Source organism: Natronomonas gomsonensis, assembly GCF_013391635.1.
GTDB classification, from domain to species: Archaea; Halobacteriota; Halobacteria; order Halobacteriales; family Haloarculaceae; genus Natronomonas; species Natronomonas gomsonensis_A.
The window spans coordinates 296,691-311,824 of record NZ_JACAWU010000001.1 but is presented as its reverse complement, the minus strand read 5'-3'; the positions used below and the strand labels follow the sequence as shown (position 1 = coordinate 311,824).

20 protein-coding genes are annotated in these 15,134 nt (G+C 66.7%); 10 read left to right on the top strand and 10 right to left on the bottom strand.

Annotated elements, in window-relative coordinates; all coding sequences use genetic code 11:
- The first annotated feature begins 2 nt into the window (after positions 1 to 2).
- Positions 3 to 218 carry a hypothetical protein gene (locus HWX69_RS01835; RefSeq protein ID WP_178915362.1) on the top strand — a complete coding sequence of 72 codons (216 nt, stop codon included), beginning with the start codon at positions 3 to 5 and terminating at the stop codon, positions 216 to 218.
- Here the strand turns inward: HWX69_RS01835 and hisE are convergent.
- Genes hisE through HWX69_RS01815 form a run of 4 tightly spaced genes read right to left on the bottom strand, consistent with a single transcriptional unit; the run spans position 215 to position 2,601 of the window.
- Positions 215 to 508, bottom strand: coding sequence for a phosphoribosyl-ATP diphosphatase (hisE, locus tag HWX69_RS01830; RefSeq protein ID WP_178915361.1), 294 nt, complete (start codon positions 506 to 508; stop codon positions 215 to 217). The genes HWX69_RS01835 and hisE overlap by 4 nt on opposite strands.
- Positions 508 to 951, bottom strand: a complete 444-nt coding sequence (locus tag HWX69_RS01825) for a bifunctional nuclease family protein (RefSeq protein ID WP_178915360.1) — start codon at positions 949 to 951, stop codon at positions 508 to 510. Before HWX69_RS01825 ends, hisE begins: the two co-directional genes overlap by 1 nt.
- Positions 952 to 1,010: 59 nt before the next feature.
- On the bottom strand, positions 1,011 to 1,589 hold the full coding sequence (gene pdxT, locus HWX69_RS01820) for a pyridoxal 5'-phosphate synthase glutaminase subunit PdxT (RefSeq protein ID WP_178915359.1): 579 nt from the start codon (positions 1,587 to 1,589) through the stop codon (positions 1,011 to 1,013).
- Positions 1,590 to 1,638: 49 nt separating this feature from the next.
- The gene (locus HWX69_RS01815) at positions 1,639 to 2,601 is read right to left on the bottom strand and encodes a cation diffusion facilitator family transporter (protein WP_178915358.1); all 963 of its coding nucleotides are present in this window, start codon (positions 2,599 to 2,601) and stop codon (positions 1,639 to 1,641) included.
- A 65-nt stretch (positions 2,602 to 2,666) separates the two neighbouring features.
- On the opposite strand from HWX69_RS01815, the gene HWX69_RS01810 reads away from it, so the two are divergent.
- Positions 2,667 to 3,188, top strand: a complete 522-nt coding sequence (locus HWX69_RS01810) for a metallophosphoesterase (protein ID WP_178915357.1) — start codon at positions 2,667 to 2,669, stop codon at positions 3,186 to 3,188.
- A 173-nt stretch (positions 3,189 to 3,361) separates the two neighbouring features.
- On the opposite strand, the gene HWX69_RS01805 is transcribed toward HWX69_RS01810, so the two are convergent.
- Positions 3,362 to 4,219, bottom strand: coding sequence for an ArsR/SmtB family transcription factor (locus HWX69_RS01805; RefSeq protein ID WP_178915356.1), 858 nt, complete (start codon positions 4,217 to 4,219; stop codon positions 3,362 to 3,364).
- 102 nt (positions 4,220 to 4,321) lie between these two features.
- Between HWX69_RS01805 and HWX69_RS01800 the strand changes: the two genes are divergently transcribed.
- Positions 4,322 to 4,465 (top strand): DUF7859 family protein, encoded by a 144-nt coding sequence (locus tag HWX69_RS01800; protein ID WP_178915355.1) that lies wholly within the window; start codon positions 4,322 to 4,324, stop codon positions 4,463 to 4,465.
- A gap of 6 nt (positions 4,466 to 4,471) precedes the next feature.
- On the opposite strand, the gene HWX69_RS01795 is transcribed toward HWX69_RS01800, so the two are convergent.
- Positions 4,472 to 5,479 carry a threonine aldolase family protein gene (locus HWX69_RS01795; protein WP_178915354.1) on the bottom strand — a complete coding sequence of 336 codons (1,008 nt, stop codon included), beginning with the start codon at positions 5,477 to 5,479 and terminating at the stop codon, positions 4,472 to 4,474.
- Between the two features lie 125 nt (positions 5,480 to 5,604).
- On the opposite strand from HWX69_RS01795, the gene HWX69_RS01790 reads away from it, so the two are divergent.
- Positions 5,605 to 6,084 (top strand): RNA-binding protein, encoded by a 480-nt coding sequence (locus tag HWX69_RS01790; RefSeq protein ID WP_178915353.1) that lies wholly within the window; start codon positions 5,605 to 5,607, stop codon positions 6,082 to 6,084.
- Here the strand turns inward: HWX69_RS01790 and HWX69_RS01785 are convergent.
- Entirely contained in the window at positions 6,081 to 6,854 is a 774-nt protein-coding gene (locus HWX69_RS01785; protein WP_348642967.1) for a PHP domain-containing protein, read from the bottom strand. The two genes, HWX69_RS01790 and HWX69_RS01785, sit on opposite strands and share 4 nt — an antisense overlap.
- Positions 6,855 to 6,908: 54 nt before the next feature.
- On the opposite strand from HWX69_RS01785, the gene HWX69_RS01780 reads away from it, so the two are divergent.
- Together HWX69_RS01780 and HWX69_RS01775 are read left to right on the top strand one after the other, a co-directional pair.
- Positions 6,909 to 7,820, top strand: a complete 912-nt coding sequence (locus HWX69_RS01780; protein WP_178915352.1) for an ABC transporter substrate-binding protein — start codon at positions 6,909 to 6,911, stop codon at positions 7,818 to 7,820.
- Positions 7,817 to 8,227, top strand: coding sequence for a desampylase (locus HWX69_RS01775; protein WP_178915351.1), 411 nt, complete (start codon positions 7,817 to 7,819; stop codon positions 8,225 to 8,227). The genes HWX69_RS01780 and HWX69_RS01775 overlap by 4 nt, the downstream gene beginning before the upstream one ends.
- Positions 8,228 to 8,233: 6 nt before the next feature.
- Here the strand turns inward: HWX69_RS01775 and ubaA are convergent, their stop codons facing one another.
- Complete coding sequence (gene ubaA, locus HWX69_RS01770) at positions 8,234 to 9,052, bottom strand: SAMP-activating enzyme E1 (RefSeq protein ID WP_178915350.1); 819 nt, start codon at positions 9,050 to 9,052, stop codon at positions 8,234 to 8,236.
- Positions 9,053 to 9,220: 168 nt separating this feature from the next.
- Here ubaA and HWX69_RS01765 point away from each other — a divergent pair, with 168 nt between their 5' ends.
- Positions 9,221 to 12,205 carry a S8 family serine peptidase gene (locus HWX69_RS01765; protein ID WP_178915349.1) on the top strand — a complete coding sequence of 995 codons (2,985 nt, stop codon included), beginning with the start codon at positions 9,221 to 9,223 and terminating at the stop codon, positions 12,203 to 12,205.
- Between the two features lie 93 nt (positions 12,206 to 12,298).
- On the opposite strand, the gene HWX69_RS01760 is transcribed toward HWX69_RS01765, so the two are convergent.
- Both HWX69_RS01760 and msrB read right to left on the bottom strand, forming a co-directional pair.
- Positions 12,299 to 13,069 (bottom strand): halocyanin domain-containing protein, encoded by a 771-nt coding sequence (locus HWX69_RS01760; RefSeq protein ID WP_178915348.1) that lies wholly within the window; start codon positions 13,067 to 13,069, stop codon positions 12,299 to 12,301.
- Between the two features lie 62 nt (positions 13,070 to 13,131).
- The gene (gene msrB / locus HWX69_RS01755) at positions 13,132 to 13,524 is read right to left on the bottom strand and encodes a peptide-methionine (R)-S-oxide reductase MsrB (protein WP_178915347.1); all 393 of its coding nucleotides are present in this window, start codon (positions 13,522 to 13,524) and stop codon (positions 13,132 to 13,134) included.
- Between the two features lie 89 nt (positions 13,525 to 13,613).
- Here msrB and HWX69_RS01750 point away from each other — a divergent pair, with 89 nt between their 5' ends.
- The 3 genes from HWX69_RS01750 to HWX69_RS01740 are packed head-to-tail and all read left to right on the top strand — an operon-like array spanning position 13,614 to position 15,126.
- Entirely contained in the window at positions 13,614 to 13,793 is a 180-nt protein-coding gene (locus tag HWX69_RS01750) for a hypothetical protein (RefSeq protein WP_178915346.1), read from the top strand.
- Between the two features lie 43 nt (positions 13,794 to 13,836).
- Positions 13,837 to 14,253 (top strand): universal stress protein, encoded by a 417-nt coding sequence (locus HWX69_RS01745; protein WP_178915345.1) that lies wholly within the window; start codon positions 13,837 to 13,839, stop codon positions 14,251 to 14,253.
- Positions 14,254 to 14,262: 9 nt separating this feature from the next.
- Positions 14,263 to 15,126 (top strand): universal stress protein, encoded by an 864-nt coding sequence (locus HWX69_RS01740; RefSeq protein ID WP_348642966.1) that lies wholly within the window; start codon positions 14,263 to 14,265, stop codon positions 15,124 to 15,126.
- Positions 15,127 to 15,134: the final 8 nt, after the last annotated feature.

The window sequence follows — 15,134 nt, the reverse complement described above, 5'->3', positions numbered from 1 at the left end:
GTATGATTGCCCCCGCAGAAGCCGTCCGCGAAGCCCTCTTGGACGTTTTCGAGGAGCGATACGAGGGCGTGGTGGTCTACGCCGATGCCGATGATGGGGAGACGGTTCTCCACGAAGGGTCCGTCCGAATCAAAGCCAACGGCTGGCTCGAACTCCCGAGCGGGCGACTCCTCTCTCCCGAAGCAGTCCACCACGTCGACCGCGTCCCGACCGATTAGCGCCGCTCCCGCAGTTCCGCCCGCAGGTCCTCGAGGTCCATCTCTTTCATCGACAGCAACACGAGCATGTGATAGACGATGTCGGCGGCTTCGTGGGCCAACTCCTCGCTGTCATCGTCTTTCGCCGCCAGAATCAGTTCGGTCGTCTCCTCGCCCAATTTCTCCAACACCGCGTTCTCGCCTTTCTCGTGAGTGAACAGCGAGGTGGTGTAGGAGTCCTCCGGCAGTTCCTCTTTGCGGGACTCGATGACGTCGAACAGTTCGTCGAGTACGTCGTCTGCGTCGTCCATCAGGCCATCACCTCCCGAATGTCGTCGAGTTCGCCGTACTCGTCGAGGGGTTCCCGGTTGGCATCGAAGACCGCGTCTTCGACTTCGATGTCGGCGTTCGTTCGGGCCGCAAGCGCCAGCGAGTCGCTCGGGCGGGCGTCGACGACCGCCTCGTCGCGTGGGGTCTCGACGTGGAGGTCCGCGACGTAGGTGCCGTCGTCGAGGCCGGAGACGACGACGCGTTCGACGCGCCCCCCGAGTTCCTCCATCACGTCCAACAGGAGGTCGTGGGTGAGCGGCCGGCCGATGTCGGTGGCATCGAGTCCACGAGCGATGCTCGTGGCCTCCTCGACGCCGATGAAGATGGGCAACACCTCGTCGTCGCCCTCTACGCCGAGCGTCACGACCGCCGCGAGTCCCGAGGCGGTCTCGGCGACGCGGACCCCCTCGATGTGTGCGTTCATACAGTTGGGAGGTGACGGCGGTTCAAAAAGCCACTCGCTTGCGGGCGGTGGCGATGTCGCTATCGGAAAAACGCCAGGCCGTGGATACGTGAGTCGTCGGTCAACTCCGGATGGAACGCCGTCCCGACGACGTTGTCTTCCCGGACGGCGACCGGTCGCCCGTCGAACGTGGCGAGTACGTCGATTTGGTCGCCGACCTCGTCGATGGCCGGCGCGCGGATGAACACGGCGGGAAACGGCTCCTCGAGGCCGGTCACGTCGAGGGCCGCCTCGAAACTGTCCTTCTGTCGACCGAAGGCGTTGCGGTCGACACTCACGTCGAGGATGTCGAGCGTCGTCACGCGGTCGTCTTTGGCGTCGCGGCTGGCGACGATGAGGCCGGCACAGGTGACCAACATCGGCTTGCCGGCCTCGGCGTGGGCGCGAATCTCCTCGTCGATGCCTTCCTCCCGGAGCAGCCGCGAAATCGTCGTCGACTCTCCGCCGGGCATGAGCAGCAGGTCACACTCCGGGACGACGCCGGCGGTCCGAATCTCCTCGACGGTGACCGACTCGCCGTGGCGTTCTGCGGCCCGACGAATGGCCGCCGCGTGTTCGGCCACGTCGCCCTGTACCGCGATGACGCCCGCTGTGAGCATACGCGAGGTACTCTCCAGCGGTGGAAAAAGGACTCGAAACGGGCGGCCGCTACAGTTCGGGCTCGATGTAGATGGTCTTCACGCGGTCGTCGCGTTCCCGCATCGCCACCTCCATCTCGCTGATGCCGGTGTTGACCTCCTCGGTCGTCAGCCCCGAATCGAAGCTCACGTCGGCGGTGACGAGGACCTGACCCGGTCCGATGAACATCGTCCGGAAGTCGTCGACGTGGGCGACGCTCTCTTGGGATTCGACGATTCTCCGGAGGTCGCTTTCGACGTCGCTCGCGAGGCTTTCGCCGAGGATGAGCCGCTTGTTCTCGATGGCCAACAGCACCGCAAAGCCCATCAGCAACACGCCGATGACGACCGCGCTGAGCGCGTCGTAAATGGGGTTCTCGGTGATGCGGGTGGCGACGATACCGAACAGCGCGACGACCAACCCCGCGAGGGCGACGGTGTCCTCGGTGAACGCCGTCAGCGTCGTCAGGTCGCTCGTCCGGTCGAAGGCCTCCCGGTACCCCGACCAGCCGTAGGTCTCCATCTGCCGTCGGAGTTCGGCGTTGGCCTTCACGAACGCGTAGGTCTCGAAGGCGATGCCGCCGAAGAGGATGGCGACGACGATCCAGAAGGGGTCGACCGGCGGCGTGATGTCGATGGTGTAGCCGAGGAACTCCGCGGGGCCGGCTTCCGTTTCGTGACCGCCCGCTCTGACCTCGCTGATGCCGTGTTTCAGGCTCTCCCAGCCGGCGATGCCGAACAGCAGTACCGAGACGAGAAAGGCATAGAAGAACTGCGCTTTCCCGTAACCGAACGGGTGTCTCCTGCTCGCGTCCTGTTGGCTGTACTTGATGCCGACCAACAGCAGCACCTGGTTGCCGGTGTCGGAGATGGAGTGATACGTCTCGGCCAGCATCGAGGGGCTTCCGGTCAACAGGAAGCCGATGAACTTCAGGACGGCGATACCGCCGTTGGCGAACATCGCGGCGATGACGACGCCCGTACTACCTGCCATGTGGGTGTCGTCCACGGGGACACACTAAGCGTTGGTGTCATGCGGCCGGGGGTTCTACCGCGGGTATGCTCGTCGTCCTCTCCGACACCCACGGCCGTGATTCGACGCGACTCGAGGGCCGGACCGCCGAGGCCGTCGACGCGGCTGACCTCGTCATCCACGCCGGCGACTACATGACCGAGACGGTCCTCGACGCCTTCGAGACCCGCTGTGACCTCCGCGGCGTCTACGGCAACAACGACCCGCCGGCGGTTCGGGAGCGCGTCCCCGCCGAGGAACTCGTCGAGTGGGCGGGGCTCCGAATCGCGGTCGTCCACGGCCACGAACACACCGACACGGCGCTGTCGATGCTCGGCCGGCAGGCCAACGCCGACCTCCTCGTGTTCGGCCACTCCCACGCCCCCGAGTTCCGTGAGGGCCCCGTCCCGATGTTGAATCCGGGGAGTCACGCCGACCCGCGGTGGAACCGACCCGCCCACGCGGAGTTGGAGTTCGACGACGCGGCCGGTCGCGCCGAGGGGCGGCTACTCGAGCCCTCCGGTGCGGTTTTCGAGCGGTTCGTCGTCGAACCGCGGCCGCTGGAGTAGCCGTCGCTCGGTGGGTTATGAAGGAGGAACGCGCCGAACGCCGGGCGGGGGTGTCGGAGGGTCGTCAGCGGGAATGGAGGGCCGAAGCGTTCAGCGCGTTTGATGCGTCTACCGGTGATAATAAGGCACCAACGGAAGGTCAAACGGCGATTTAACGTACCGAAACGCTGGACTCACCGGCCGCGGAGGTACGTCAGCGCCACGACGACGGTCAGCACCGTCGCCCCGCCGAGGAAGAACGCGACGCCCGGTTCCAGCCCCGCACCGAACAGCGCGTCGAACAGCGGGTCGAGAAAGTCGACGGCGCCATCGGCCGGCGTCGCGGCTTCTTCGGCGGTGGGCGTCGGCGTGGCGGCACCCTCGGTCGCGGCGGGCGTGTCCATCTGTTCGCCGACCGGCGTGTCGGTTGCGGCCTCGGTCGCCTCCGGTGCCGGCGTCTCCGTCGCGTCGAACGCACCCACGTCGTTGCTCTCGGTCGCCGTCGCGGTCGGTTGCGGTGTCTGCTCTGGCGTCGGGGTCTGCGTCGCCTCCGCAGCCCCGCCGTTTCCATCACCTCCACCGTTGCCACCACCGCCGCCGGCGGGTGCGGCGCCTTCCGGGACGCCACCGAACAGTTCCTGGACGGCGAAGGCGCCGACGGCGAGGGCGAGAAAGCCGCCGAACAGCCGCGACAGCGCCGCTCGAAGCCCCGAGGCGCGTTCCTTCTCGCCGGCGAAGATGACCAGCGGGCTGTCGGCGGGGCCGTAGACGCGCATCTCCCGACCCTTCTCGGAGTAGGCCGTGCCGACGACTTCGATTGCGCCGGCGTCTTCGAGTTTCTCGAGGTGATACTGGGCGTTCTGCAGAGACGTGTCGGCCCGGTCGGCGAGTTCGCCGGGCGGCGCCGGCTCCTCGTGGAGTTCGGCGAGGAGCCGACGGGCCGTCGTCGAGGAGAGCGCGGCCATCAGGTCGTCGGCCTCCTCGCTGTCGAGGCCGACGACCCGCGGCTCGCCGTCGGGAGAGACGTCCGGGCTGGAGGGCAGGAGGCTCATTGTCGTTCGTTTTTAACTGGGGGGCTAAGAACTTTGTTCCGCGAGGTTTCGGCGAGCGGCCGCCCCCGAAACGATTTTGCGGTGGCGCGGCAACCGGCGAGTATGTTCCCCCTGCAGCTGCCCGAGGTCGACCCCGTCCTCGTCGGCATCATCCTGGTGCTGCTGCTCATCGTCTTCGCCTTCTTCCTACTAATCCGGCGGACGCTGCTCAGTTTCTCCGAAGGGATGCGCGAAGGCCGGAAGTAGCCGCGTTCAGGCCACTCGCTCGATTCGCCGAACCGCGGCGTCGATGTCGTCAGTATCGACATCGAGGTGGGTACAGAACCGCACGACGTGCTCTCCGAACGGGACACCCAACACGTCCTCGCGCTCACAGCGTTCGAGGAACGCCTCGGCGGGGTCTGCAGTTTCGACCAACACGATGTTCGTCTCCGGTTCTCGTGCCGACAGTCCCTCTATCGCTTCCAACCCTTCGGCCAGTCGTCGGGCGTTTTCGTGGTCCTCGGCCAGTCGCTCGCGGTTCTCCAACGCGAGGAGTCCGGGCGCGGCAATCATCCCGGCCTGTCGCATCCCGCCGCCGAACAGTTTTCGAACCCGGCGGGCCGACTCGACGAACGCCTCGCTGCCGGCGAGCATCGACCCGACGGGCGCGCCGAGTCCCTTCGAGAGACAGCACATCACCGAATCGACCTCGCGAGCGAGTCGGGCCGCGTCGACCTCCAGCGCCGCTGCGGCGTTGAACAGACGCGCCCCGTCGAGGTGGACCGAGACGCCGTGGTCGTGGGCTGTCTCGCAGGCAGCGTCGATTCGCTCCGCCGCGATGGCCGTCCCGCCCTTGCTGTTGTGGGTGTTCTCTAGACACAGCAACCCGGTTCCGGGGCGGTGGTCGTCTTCCTCGACGTACCCCTCTTGAACCGCGTCGGGCGTCACGACGCCGCGGTCGCCGCCGTCTATCGTCCGCGCCTGCAGGCCGGCGTGCTGTGCGAGGCCGCCCAACTCCCACTTGTACACGTGGCTCTCGCGTTCGACGAGTACCTCTTGGCCTGCTTCGGTGTGGACCTTCGCGGCGATTTGGTTACCCATCGTCCCCGAGGGGACGAACAGTGCGCCCTCCTTGTCGACCAACTCGGCGAACGTCGATTCGAGGTCGTTTATCGTCGGGTCTTCGCCGTAGACATCGTCGCCGACTTCGGCGTCGGCGGCGGCCTCCCGCATCGTGGGCGAGGGTTTCGTCACCGTGTCGCTGCGTAAATCTATCATACTGGATTACTGGGCGCTCCCGTCTTAGCGGTGGTGGGTCCGTAGATGACTCGCGAGCCCTGACAGCCCTCGTCGCGCGACCGCCGGACCGGCGGTTTTTAGCCGATGACGACTGACTCTCGGGTATGGACGTGAAGTCACGCCACCACCTCCGGTCGGACGAAATCAGCGAACTGGAGGCCGACCTCGCCGACCACCTCGGCGTCGACCTCGACGGCGACAGCTACGAACGCGTCGAGTTCACCGACGTCGACCGCGAGGTCGTTCTCGTCGACGGGGAACCACTCGTCGCCTCCTTCGACGGCGACCTCTTTCTCACCGTGCGCGGCGCCAACGAGTATCCGCCACAGAACCACGTCGTCACCGTCGATTCGGGGGCCATCTCCTTCGTCTCCGACGGCGCGAACGTGATGCGACCGGGCATCACCGAGGCGACCGACGACATCGAACCCGGCGACCTCGTCGTCATCGTCGAGGAGACCCACAGCAAGGCCCTCGCCATCGGCCGCGCCGAGGCCGACGGCGACGACATGGTCGGCGACAGCGGGAAAGTCGTCGAGTCGCTGCACCACGTCGGCGACGACCTCTACGAGTTCCACGTCTAGAGCGACAACTCGGAAGTGTTCAAGCCGTGTGCCGCGACGAATTTCTCTAACTCCTCTTTCCGTTCACCCATCTCGGTTGGGTCGTGGCTGTCGGTGCCGGGGACGAACTCGACGCCGTATTCCGCCAGTACGTCGAGAAAGCCGGGGTTGGGGTGGAACTCGCCGTAGTCGGCGAGGATTCGGCCGGCGTTGAGTTCGAGTTTCGTCCGGGAGTCCGCGGCGGCCTCCGCGACCGCCCGGTAGTGGTCTTCGGTCGCGTACCCCCGGAGGGTGGGGTTGCGCTCGACCAAATCGACGTGGGCCGCGATGTCGAACAACTCCGATTCCAGCAGCGCGACCGCCTCCTCGTAGAAGGTATCGACCAACGCCGAGCGCTCGTCGTCGGTCTTCTTCGCGAAGTACGGTTCGATGTGGACGTTCATCCCGTCGAGGTGGTGGACGCTGCCGATGGCGTACTCGAAGTCGGCTTCGTCCAGAAACGCCGCAATCGCCTCCTCGTCTCGGGCGTCGTAGTCCATCTCGACGCCGTCGTACACGTCGATATCGAAGCGGTCGTCGACGGTCTCGATGGCGTCGCGGCGGCGCTCGTAGGTCACGTCGAGATTGAACCCGAGTGCCTTCTTCGCGCGCTTCTGGGCCGCCCGCGAGGAGACGTTACAGTGGTCGGCAAAGCCGATGGCGTCGAGACCGGCGTCTTCGGCGGCGCCGCACATCGACCACATAAAGCGGCCGTCGGAGTACGTCGAGTGGGTGTGGTAGTCGACCCGCACGACTGTCCTCTCGTCGCGGGGTTCCTTTAACCCGCTGGCGTCCCTACAGTGGGTATGCGCGTCGTCTCACTGCTCCCTTCGGCGACCGAAATCGTCTACGCCCTCGGCGTCGAACCTGTCGGAACTTCCCACGAGTGCGATTACCCGCCGGAGGCGGCCGAGGTACCGTCCGTCGTCGAATCTAGAATCGATGCCTCGGCGTCCAGCGCCGACATCGACAGCCAAGTCCAACAGGCCGAATCCGACGGCGGCGTCTACGCCATCGACCGCGAGGCGCTCGCCGCGGCCGACCCCGACCTCGTCATCTCACAGGGCATCTGTGAGGTGTGTGCCGTCGACACCGTCGTCGTCGAGGAAGCCATCGCTGACCTCGGACTGGACTGTGAGTTGCTGACGACCGACCCCCACAGCCTCGGTGACATCTTCGACGACATCGAGCGAATCGGTGCGGCGCTGGGCCGCGAGCAGCGCGCCGAGAGCCTGCTCTCCGACCTCCAGAGTCGCGTCGAAGCGGTCGAACGGCGAGTGAGCGACACGGACGACCGACCGGAAGTGGCCATCCTCGATTGGCTCGACCCGGCGATGGTCGCCGGCCACTGGGTGCCCGAGTTGGTCGAGTTGGCCGGCGGCCGCTACGGACTCGCCAACCCTGGGGACGCCTCGACGCCACGGGAGTGGGCCGAAATCCGCGAGTACGACTCCGACGTACTCGTCGCGGCGCCGTGTGGGTTCGAGTTGGAACAGACGTTCGAGAACCTCACCGATTTGACGGACCGACCCGGCTTCGAGCATCTACGGGCGGTCGAGACCAACCGCGCCTACGCGATGGATGGCCACCACCTGATGAACCGGCCCGGCCCGCGAGTCGTCGACACGCTGGAGACGCTGGCGGCGCTGGTGCATCCCGACGTCTTCGAGGCGCCCGAGGAGTGGGCGGCACGACCGCTCGCCCGGACGACCGCATGACACTCTCGCTGCCGTCGGAACTCAGAGCGGAGATACTCGCCCACGCCCGTGAGGGCGCCCCCGAGGAGGTCGTCGGCGTGTTGGCCGGCGACCACGGCGAGGGCCGCTCGACCGTCGAACGCTGCTATCGGGCCGACAACGCCGCGGCGACGCCGCGGACGCGCTACGAAATCGAACCGACCGAGGAACTCGACCTGTTGGAGCGAATCGACGCAGCGGGACTGGACGTGGTCGGCTTCTATCACTCTCACCCGCGGGGACCGGCCGAACCGAGCGACACCGACGCCCGACTGGCGGCGTGGCCCGACCACTCCTACGTCATCGTCTCGCTGGCCGGCGACGCCGAACTCGGCAGTTGGCGCTGGCGCGGCGAGCGATTCGAACACGAGGAGATACGTGCCCCCTGAGACCGCTCAGATAGCGCAGGTTTCGGTGTACTCCACGTCGTGTATCGACTCGATTCGCTCTTCGCCGTCGCCACACACCGGACAGTCGGGGCGCTGCTCGATGGCGATTTCCTCGAAGGTCATGTCGCCGGCGTCGTAGAACAGCATCCGGCCGTCGAGGGTCTCGCCGTACCCGAGAACGAGTTTGACGGCTTCGGTCGCCTGAATGCAGCCGACCGTTCCGGGGAGGACGCCGAGGACACCGGCCGTCGCACAGTCGGGGACGGTACCCGCCGGCGGCGCTTCGGGGAACAGACACCGATAGCAGGGGCCGTCTTCGTTCGCCTCGAACGTCGTTATCTGCCCCTCGAAGCGGAGAATCGCGCCGTGGGCGAACGGGACGCCCGCGAGCGTACACGCGTCGTTGACGAGATACCGCGTCGCGAAGTTGTCCGACCCGTCGACGACCACGTCGTAGGACTCGAGCAGTCCCTCGATGTTGTCGGCGGTGACGCGCGTCTCGTGGGTCTCGACGGTCACGTCGGGGTTCTGTCGCTCGACGAACTCCCGGGCGGAGTCGACTTTCGGCCGCCCCACGTCGGGGTCGCCGTGGATGACCTGTCGCTGGAGGTTCGACCGCTCGACGACGTCGTCGTCGGCGATGCCGAGCGTACCGACGCCCGCGGCGGCGAGATACTGGATAATCGGTGAGCCGAGACCGCCCGCACCGATACACAGCACGTTCGAATCGAGGAGCTTCTTCTGTCCCTCCGGCCCCACGCCGTCCATGATGATGTGTCGGGAGTAGCGGTCGAGTTGCTCGGCGTCCAACGAGAGGTCGGTCATGTCTCGCCGTAATGGCCGGAAATATAAATCCCCGAGGGTGGATGTGTTCGGCGCTCGCAGAGCAGGTTCTTATCGGCGGAATTTGCTGGTAGAGGTGTGCTAAGACACCTTTGGACGGTTTTGCCAGAACCCCTTTTGAGTGGGTTTCTGTAGGCTGACTCACATCCCATGAGTGGACAGCAGAACGACGACGACAGCACGGATTTCTCCCGCCGGACGTTCATGAAAGTCTCCGGTGTGGCCGCCGCGGCGGGCGTTCTCGGTGCCTCGGCGAGTGGCACCGCCGCCGCCGACCACACCATCGACTCGGTTTTTCAGAACATCCGCGTCCGTGAGGCCCAGAAAGCGTGGCGACGCGGCTACCGCGGGCGTGCGGACCGCTCGCTGGCGCTGACGGACTCCGGGGCCGACGGCCGACACGCCGACCTCGGCCCGTGGAACGGCGTCTCCGCGACCACGAACAGCGACGACGAACTCGTCCTCGAACGCAACGTCGGCACCGAAGAGACGGAACTGCCGGTGTTCGAAAACACGGTCCGACAGACCGAGGAGTACTCGGGACAGAACGCCGGTGCCGGCGCGCTCGGCTTCTCGGAGACGTTCGGGCCAGCCCAAATCGACACCGGCGAGTTCGAAACGGACGACGACAGCCGCGTTCAACTGCGAGGCACCGTCGATTGGGAACCCGGCACGCCCGAGGGGACCGAAGAACCCGGCGAGTGTGAACTCCAAATCCTGAAGAACGGAACGCAGGTCGCCTCCACCGGCGGCGGTCTCGTGGTCAACACCGAGAGTACGAAGACCGTCGTCGTCGAGGACCCCATCGAACTGAACGCCGAGGACGACTACACCTTCGAGGTCGTCACGTGGCGGAGCGTCAACACCTACACGGTCACCGCCGAGTTCGAGGAGTTGGTCGACACCGGCGAGACCGAAACTCGGGAGGTCACCGTCACGGAGGACGTCTCTATCGACAGCGACACCCTGCTGCCGGGGAAAGACGACACGCCGGAACTCGTCGCCTGGCACAATCAGGACACTTCCTACGGGAACTTCGACGCGCCGCGGGACGCGAACGGCCACGGCACGCACGTCTCCGGTATCATGACGGGGTCGGGTCGCGGGGCGACCGTCGCGGATTCGACGACGGACTCGCCGAACGCGATTCTCGTCGCTGGCGATTTCCTCGAATACGAGGTCGATGCCGAGGCTGGCACGGGCGTCTTCGGCGCCGCCACCGGCGACGGGGTCGAGGTCGTTATCGAAGGCCCCGAAGGTCGGCAACTCGCCCGCTCGGTCGGCGCCAACAGCACCTCCGAAATCTCGCTTGAGGCGAACATCACTCAGACGCCGACCAACCACGACAGCGGAACGGAGACGTACACCGTCTACGTTCGGACGACGGAAGGCGAGGCCGTCGCTCCCGGCCGCGTCGAGGAGGTCGCCGTCGGCGCCTTCGAATCCTTCGAGGACACCAACGGCGAGGCGAACGAGGACGACGACTACGCCATCCACGCCGGCATCGCGCCGGGCAACAGCCTCGTCGCGATCTCCGGACTCGGTGGGGGGACGAACAACCTCGCTCGCGCGGCCGGCGACTTCACCGAGGCGTTCAACGTCCGCGCGGTCAACATGTCGTGGGGTGCCGTCGGCGGCGTTCCGTTCGGCATTTTGGGCGGCGTCGTCGATACGACGCCCGGCGACGTCGAGTCGATCACCGACGGCGGCATCCTGACGGTCGCTGCCGCGGGCAACGCCGCGACGCCGGCCAACGGTAACTCCTCGCCGGCGGTCGTCGAGGAGGCCATCTCGGTCGTCGCGACCGGCCCCCGAGACGGCATCGCGTCGTACTCCTCGGGTGGTGTCGGCGGCGTCGACGAGGACGGCACGCCGCACGCCAAACCCGACGTGACCGCACCGGGCGGCCAGCTCACCCAGCTCGACTGGGCGTCGAAGGCCGGCGACCCGAACTCCGATGCGGAGTTCGGCGACGTGCGCGACTACACCGGCAAAGGCGGCACCTCGATGGCGTCGCCGTCGGTGTGTGGAACCGCTGGACTAGTCGCACAGGCGATGGAGGAGGACGCTCCCGATGGCATTTCGCTGCCCGCGCCCGTCGACACCGACCGCGAGGACGTGATGCGGTTGAAGCAGGTCCTGTTGGCGACGGCTTCGACGACGGCCTTCACCGCGGCGCCGTATCACCGAGGGAAGGCCCCCGTCTACACTCACGCCGAGCGGGACCCCTACGAGGGGTTCGGTCGGGTGAACATCGACGCAGCCATCGACGCCGTGACGCGTGAGTTGCTTCCGGGTTCCGACGAGGGGTCGACTTCGGCGAGTTACGAGGAGACCGTCGGCCTCGACGTTCCCGAGGATTCCCGTGCGGTCGGCGGCTACGTCACCGCCCGCGGCGGCACCCTCGACGCGTCCATCTCCTTCAGCCGCTATGCCGGCGGCAACGCCGGAATGGCGAAGGGAGATCCCCACATCGACCTGTTCGTCTACGATGCGGAGACGCCGGCCGCCAACGGCGAACCCAACGTCGTCGCCAGCGTCGAAGGCATCGACGGCACCGGGTCGGTTTCCGTCGACGTGCCGACCGCCGACGCCGGCGCCGACGAATCCACCGAGCGAACGTACTACGTCGTCGCGAAACTCGTCAACGTGCCCGGCGTCGTCAACGGCTACGACGTGCAGGCGTACTTCGACCTCGAACTCGACTTCGAAGCCGGCGAGATTCCTCAGGAGACGTTCACTGCTGACGGCTCCCGGACAGTCGACTCACAGGTCACGCCCGGTGGTCGCGCGAATCGGGTCCGTCTGACCGTCTCGGATCTCGACGACGACGCGGTCGTCTACGACCGGATCCCGGAGAACTGGGACCTACTGGAGTCGTTCGGTCAGGGGACCGAGACGACTCGTGACGGCGAGCGTGTCGTCGAGTTCCGCGAGATCTCGACGACAGAACTCGAGGAAGACGGCCCCGTGACGTTCACGTACTTCGTCGAATCGCCGGATGCCCCCGAAGAAACGAACCGCTACACCTTCGGTCCGGCCATCGCCGATATCGTCGACGCCTCGGAGTACGCCAACGAGGCGGCCGATTTCGCAGGCACCGACGAGACCGTCGCTGTCGGCGCCAGTCTCTAATCCACTCTCAATCCACAGTTTTTGCTCTCCACTGCGGTCGCCTCTCCACTCGGCTTTGCTTCGAAAACGAACGCTCACCGCCGGTGAGACCGTTCAGTACTCGGGTTCGTCCTGACCCTGACGGAGCATCAACACGACGAGCGCAATCGGCGAGAGGAACGCGAGAACGAGCGCGATACCGTACAGCGCCAACACGTCGTTGTCGGGGAGTCCGCTCCCGTCGCCGCCGCTCCCGTCGCCGCCGCTCCCGTCGCCGCCGCTCCCGTCGCCGCCGCTCCCGTCGCCGCTTTCACCATCGCTACCGCCGTTTTCGCCGTCCCCGCCACCGCCGTCACTGCCGTCGCCGCTGCCGTCGCCACCGTCGGCCATTCCCATCTCGCCTTCGGTGATGTCGGGCGTTCCCTCGCCGCTGCCGACGGCGACGGCGCCTTTCATGCCCTGCGTTTCGTGCGGTTCACAGACGTACGTCGAGATGCCGTCGCTCTCGTAGGTGACCGTGTAGGTCGTTCCCGTGGTGTCGGCGAGTTCGCTGCCGTATCGCTCGCCGGATTCTTTCTCGACGACGTTGTGGAACCCCTGGTCCCACTCGAAGACGACGGTCGTCCCGGGGTCGACGTGAATCGCCGGCGGGTCGAAGACGAGGTCGCCACCGGGGCCGACGATGACGCGGACCTCGTCCTCGCCGGTTCGGTCGACGGTACCCTCGAAGTTCGGCACGCCCTCGAACCAGCCGCCGTAGTCGAACTCCTCCTGTGCGTACGCGGTCGTCGCCGAGGTCGACGCGGCGGCGGCCGCGGCCGTCGCGCCAGCGGTGACCCGGACGAAGTCCCGTCGGCTCACACCACCGGTGTCGTTCGTGGACATCCTTGTCGCCGCTTGTCGGGCGCGTTATATGAGGATTATCACTTCGATTCCCGGCGTGGGAGTTACCCCGATTCGAAATCCAACGCCGCGGAGTTGATGCAGAACCGCTTGCCGGTCGGCTCGGGGCCGTCCTCGAAGACGTGTCCGAGGTGGCCCTCACAGCGAGCACAGACGACTTCGGTGCGGACCATCCCGTGGCTGCGGTCCTCGCGCAACTCGACGGAATTCTCTTCGGCGTCGTAGAAGGAGGGCCACCCCGAGTTCGAGTCGAACTTCGTCTCCGAGTCGAACAGGACGGCGCCACAGCCGGCACAGCAGTAGTTGCCGTCGTCGTCCTTGCCGAGGTACTCGCCGGTGAACTTCGGTTCGGTGGCCTGCTCGCGGAGGATTCGGTACTCCTCGTCGGTCAGCACCTCGCGCCACTCCTCGTCGGTTTGGGGAATCTCGTCGGTCATACCTGGTGTTGGGGGGCCAGCGGCTTCCGACTTCCGGCGGCGCGCTCGACGCCGCAAGGACAAAGAGGGCTCCGGCGGTGTCTCGAGGTATGCGAGACGAAGCGGCGATTCGAGAGCGAATCGCGGAACTGGAGGCCCAGTACGACGACTACGACCCGCCGTCCTCGGAGTTCGAGGACACCGCCGAGGTTGCCATCCTCCGTGCAATCGAGGAACTAGAGTGGGTTCTCGAGGAATACGACGGGTCGGCGGGATTCACTACCTCCTGACCGCGAGGGAAGGCTTAACGGACGGCCCAGCGTACCGTCGAGTATGACTCTCCTACAGCGGGTGGTTGTCCCGGTTGCGACCGAAGACGACGCGGCCGAGACGTGTGCGGCGCTTTCGCCGTATCTCGACGAGATCGAGCAGGTCATCGCGGTCCACGTCATCGAGAAGGCCGGCGGTGGTATCGACAAAGCACCGCTGGCAAAGCGGCAGGAGGACGCCCAGACGATTCTCGACGTGGTCGAAGACACTCTCGGCGACGACGTGTCCGTCGAACGAGATACGGCGTACGGAACCGACGTCGTCGAGACGCTGTTGGCGGAGGCGAACGGACACGACGCGACGGCTATCGCCTTCGTCGCCCGCGACGGGAGCCGACTCGTTCGGCTGCTGTCTGGCGATACGTCGATTCGACTCGTCACCGAGGCGACGCTGCCGGTCGTCGCGCTACCGAGCGAGTGAGGCCTCGCAGTGACCTCGACCGACGAGCGGGCGAACGGCTCGGAGGGACCGACGGTGATGGTCGCGCTGTCGAATCCGCGAACCGAGTCGGCGCTGGTCTCGCTTGCGGCGGCGTGGGCGAACCACTGCGACGGGACCGTCCTCGCGATACACATCGTGCAGGTACCGGACCAGACGGCCCTGTCGGTCGCCGCCGAGAACCGCGAGCGAATCGACGCCGAATCCGCTGAGTTGCTCGGGGCGGCGAAGGCCGACGCCGAGGCCGCCGGCGTCCCCGTCGAGACGAAGACGGTGCTCTCCCACCGCGGCCTCGCGGAGGTGTTCGACGCCGCGCGAACCAACGCCGCCGACGCCGTGGTGATGGGGTACAGCGGCGCCCGCTTCGGCGGCCGGGCCGAAGGCGTCGTCGAGGAGTTGGCCCACGACCTCCCGTGTGATTTCCTCGTCTTCGACGGCGAGGCGTTCGACCCCTCGCGGGTGTTGGTTCCGACGGCCGGCGGCTACTCCTCGGAGCTGTCGGCGGCCATCGCCCGCGCACTCCGGGAGACGGTCGGCGCCGAGGTGTCCCTTCTGTACGTCGCAGAGGATGGCGACGAGGAGGCCGGGCGAGCGTTCCTCGCCGAGTGGGCTACCGACCACGGCCTCGCCGACGCCGAGTTGCTCGTCGACACCGGGGACGTTGAGGCCGCAATCGAAACGGCGGCGGCCTCCCGGACGCTCGTCGTCGTCGGTGCGACCGAACGGGGGTTGCTGTCGCGGGTCGTCGGCGGGTCGCTCGCGCTGTCGGTGCTCGAAGACATCGAGACGCCGGTGCTGCTCGCCGAGCGACCGTCCTCGCGGACGCTTCGCGAACGGCTGTTTCGGCGCCGGTAGCGGTTGCC

What these genes read in the sequence shown, in the direction of transcription:
- HWX69_RS01780 (WP_178915352.1), top strand. Translation starts at nt 6,909, where the DNA reads ATGCGCGTCGTCTCACTGCTCCCTTCGGCGACCGAAATCGTCTACGCC.
- hisE (WP_178915361.1), bottom strand. Translation starts at nt 508, where the DNA reads ATGGACGACGCAGACGACGTACTCGACGAACTGTTCGACGTCATCGAG.
- HWX69_RS01805 (WP_178915356.1), bottom strand. Translation starts at nt 4,219, where the DNA reads ATGAGCCTCCTGCCCTCCAGCCCGGACGTCTCTCCCGACGGCGAGCCG.
- ubaA (WP_178915350.1), bottom strand. Translation starts at nt 9,052, where the DNA reads ATGACCGACCTCTCGTTGGACGCCGAGCAACTCGACCGCTACTCCCGA.
- HWX69_RS01810 (WP_178915357.1), top strand. Translation starts at nt 2,667, where the DNA reads ATGCTCGTCGTCCTCTCCGACACCCACGGCCGTGATTCGACGCGACTC.
- HWX69_RS01745 (WP_178915345.1), top strand. Translation starts at nt 13,837, where the DNA reads ATGACTCTCCTACAGCGGGTGGTTGTCCCGGTTGCGACCGAAGACGAC.
- HWX69_RS01825 (WP_178915360.1), bottom strand. Translation starts at nt 951, where the DNA reads ATGAACGCACACATCGAGGGGGTCCGCGTCGCCGAGACCGCCTCGGGA.
- pdxT (WP_178915359.1), bottom strand. Translation starts at nt 1,589, where the DNA reads ATGCTCACAGCGGGCGTCATCGCGGTACAGGGCGACGTGGCCGAACAC.
- HWX69_RS01835 (WP_178915362.1), top strand. Translation starts at nt 3, where the DNA reads ATGATTGCCCCCGCAGAAGCCGTCCGCGAAGCCCTCTTGGACGTTTTC.
- HWX69_RS01795 (WP_178915354.1), bottom strand. Translation starts at nt 5,479, where the DNA reads ATGATAGATTTACGCAGCGACACGGTGACGAAACCCTCGCCCACGATG.
- HWX69_RS01765 (WP_178915349.1), top strand. Translation starts at nt 9,221, where the DNA reads ATGAGTGGACAGCAGAACGACGACGACAGCACGGATTTCTCCCGCCGG.
- HWX69_RS01750 (WP_178915346.1), top strand. Translation starts at nt 13,614, where the DNA reads ATGCGAGACGAAGCGGCGATTCGAGAGCGAATCGCGGAACTGGAGGCC.
- msrB (WP_178915347.1), bottom strand. Translation starts at nt 13,524, where the DNA reads ATGACCGACGAGATTCCCCAAACCGACGAGGAGTGGCGCGAGGTGCTG.
- HWX69_RS01800 (WP_178915355.1), top strand. Translation starts at nt 4,322, where the DNA reads ATGTTCCCCCTGCAGCTGCCCGAGGTCGACCCCGTCCTCGTCGGCATC.
- HWX69_RS01790 (WP_178915353.1), top strand. Translation starts at nt 5,605, where the DNA reads ATGGACGTGAAGTCACGCCACCACCTCCGGTCGGACGAAATCAGCGAA.
- HWX69_RS01775 (WP_178915351.1), top strand. Translation starts at nt 7,817, where the DNA reads ATGACACTCTCGCTGCCGTCGGAACTCAGAGCGGAGATACTCGCCCAC.
- HWX69_RS01815 (WP_178915358.1), bottom strand. Translation starts at nt 2,601, where the DNA reads ATGGCAGGTAGTACGGGCGTCGTCATCGCCGCGATGTTCGCCAACGGC.
- HWX69_RS01760 (WP_178915348.1), bottom strand. Translation starts at nt 13,069, where the DNA reads ATGTCCACGAACGACACCGGTGGTGTGAGCCGACGGGACTTCGTCCGG.